At 68.8% G+C, this 3,080-nt stretch carries 1 protein-coding gene; it reads left to right on the top strand.

Translation table 11 applies throughout. The annotated features are described in order from the left end of the window. A partial coding sequence (locus ABZ924_RS38350; RefSeq protein ID WP_361920346.1) for a condensation domain-containing protein occupies window positions 1-3,080 on the top strand: 3,080 nt, incomplete at both ends.

The raw sequence follows: 3,080 nt of genomic DNA on the forward strand, positions 1-3,080 counted from the left end.
CGACCTCGGCGGAGACAGCATCATCGCGATCCAACTCGTCAGCCGGGCCCGGGAAGCCGGACTCGTCATCACCCCACGGGACGTATTCCAGCACCAGACGGTGGCCGATCTGGCCGGCACGGCCCGGGACGCGACGTCGACTGCCGATGTGGCCGAAACCGGGGAGGGTGTGGGCAGTGCGCCGCTGACACCCGTGATGCACACCTTCGATGTCGACAGCACCGGCTTCGACACGTTCCAGCAGTCGGTCGTCGTACGTGCGCCCGCAGATGCGTCTCTTCCGCGACTCATCGCGGTGCTCCAGGCGGTCCTGGACCACCACGACGTGCTGCGGGCCCGCCTGGCCGGGCCCGTCGGGGACAGGCACCTGGACATACCCGAGCCCGGTTCGGTGCACGCCGACAGGTGCATCGAACGGGTCGACGTGTCAGCACTCACCACCACGGACCTCGCCACCGCGGTGTCGGACGGCATGCGCCGAGCCCAGGACCTCCTCGACCCGGCGACCGGAGTCATGCTCCGCGCGGTCTGGTTCGACGCCGGCCCCCACACACCCGGACGACTCCTCCTCGTCGCCCACCACCTCGTCATCGACGGCGTCTCCTGGCGCATCCTCCTGCCCGACCTCACCACAGCCTGGCAAGCCGTCACCCAAAACCGCCCGATCACCCTGCCCCCCACCGGCACATCCTTCCGCCGCTGGTCACAACTCCTCACCCAAAACGCCCGAAGCGAGCCCCGCACCAACGAACTCACACAGTGGGAGAAACTCCTCCAGGAACCCGAACCACCCCTCGGGGAAAGGGAGCTGAACCCCACACACGACACGCTGAGCACAGCCGCATCGGCAACGTGGACCCTGCCCACTGCCGAGACGGCACCCCTGCTCACGACCCTGCCCGCCCTGTACTCCTGCGGCGTCAACGACGTACTCCTCACCGGCCTCGCCCTCGCCTTCACACAATGGCGCCGCAACAACCGCCCGGCAGAACACACCTCGCTCCTGGTCGACCTGGAAGGACACGGCCGCCAGGACATCACCCCGGGAACAGACCTCTCCCGCACCGTCGGCTGGTTCACCAGCATCCACCCGGCCCGGCTGGACGCCGGAGCCGTGAACAGCTCCGTGGGTGCGGCGCTCAAGACCGTCAAGGAGCAACTGCGGTCCGTGCCGGACTCCGGCGTCGGCCACGGCATGCTGCGTCACCTCAACCCGCACACCGCGCAGCGGCTGGCGAAGCTCCCCCGGCCTCAGATCGCGTTCAACTACCTGGGGCGCTTCCCAGCACCCCATGACGCAGACTGGGCAGTCGCCGTCGACGCGGAGGTCCTGACCGCCGGGGCGGACGGTAGCTTGCCCCTGACCCATGTCCTCAGCGTCAACGCCCTCACCCATGACCACGTGGACGGGCCGCAGTTGACGATCACCTGCACCTGGGCCGGGGAACTACTGACCGAGCAGGACGTCCGAAACCTGGGCGACGCCTGGGTCGCCGCCCTGACCACCCTGGGCGAGCACGCGCGGGACCCGCACGCCGGCGGACGCACCCCTTCGGACGTCCCGCTGGTCTCCGTCACACAGCAGGAGATCGATCGTTTCGAGGAGCAATCGAAGGTCGCCGACATCCTCCCGCTCTCCTCCCTTCAGGAGGGGTTGCTCTTCCACGCCGTCTACGACGACGAGGTCCCGGACGTCTACGTCGTCCAAATGGCCCTGGAGCTCGAAGGACGGCTGGACGCACGACGCCTGCGGTCGGCCGGTGAAGCCCTGCTGCGACGCCACCCGAACCTCTCCGCCGGTTTCGTCACACGGAGCACGGGCCGGCCGGTCCAGGTCATCCCGGCCGAGGTGGAACTGCCCTGGCACGAGGTGGACCTGCGCACCTTCTCCGACGACGACCGGGCGGCACGGCTCGACGACGTCGTGGCGGCCGAGGCAGCACGCCGCTTCGACATGAAGCAGCCGCCCCTGCTGCGCCTCGCACTCGCCCGACTCGAAGAAGAACGCCACACCCTCGTCCTGACCTTCCACCACATCCTGCTCGACGGCTGGTCCATGCCGGTGGTCATTCACGAGCTGTTCGCGCTGTACGGCGAGGGCGGTGACGATGCCGGTCTGCCGCGCGTGGCTCCGTACCGGGACTACCTGTCGTGGCTGGCGGCCAGGGACCGGGATGCGACCAAGGCGGCGTGGGCCGAGGCCCTGTCCGGTTTGGAGGAAGCCTGCCGCCTCGTCCCCGGTGAGTCGGGTGGCGTCGCGGTGGAGCCGCAGCAGGTGCTGCGGTTCGTCTCGGCGGAGCTGACGGGGGCCTTGCAGGAGCTGGCCCGCAGTCGCGGCCTGACGATGAACACGCTGGTGCAGGGCGCCTGGGGGGTATTGCTCGGTGCACTGACGGGCCGTGACGACGTCGTGTTCGGCACGACCGTCTCCGGGCGCCCGCCGGAGCTGCCCGGCATCGAATCCATGGTCGGCCTGTTCATCAACACCGTCCCCGTACGCATACGCCTGGACTCCTCCGAAACGATCCTCGACCTCCTCACCCGCATACAGCGGGAGCAGACCGACCTCCTGGACCACCAGTACCTCAGCCTCGCCGAGATCCAGCAGACCACCGGCATCGGCGAACTCTTCGACACCACCACCGTCTTCGAGAACTACCCCCTCGACACGGAGGGATTCGCCGGGCCCACGGACGGACTGCGTCTGGTGAAGGCAGACGGCCGTGACGCGACGCACTATCCGCTGAGCCTCGCCGTGCTGCCCGGCCGGGAACTGCAACTGAAGCTGGGCTATCGGCCCGACCTTCTCGACGCGGACACGGTCGCGGACACCGCCACCCGCTTCCTGCGGATGCTGGAGAAGATCGCCGCCCACCCGGACGAGCGCATCGACCGGATCGACCTCCTGTCGGACGACGAGCGCCACCGGATGCTCGTGGAGTGGAATGCCACCCACGGTGACGTGGAACCGCGATGCCTGGGGACCATGTTCGAGTCGGTGGTGGCGGGTTCGCCGGAGCAGACAGCGGTCGTCTTCGGCCATGAGTCGGTCACCTACGCCGACCTCAACCGCCGAGCGA

The sequence above is a fragment of the Streptomyces sp. NPDC046876 genome, assembly GCF_040645035.1.
In the GTDB taxonomy this organism is placed as follows: Bacteria; Actinomycetota; Actinomycetes; order Streptomycetales; family Streptomycetaceae; genus Streptomyces.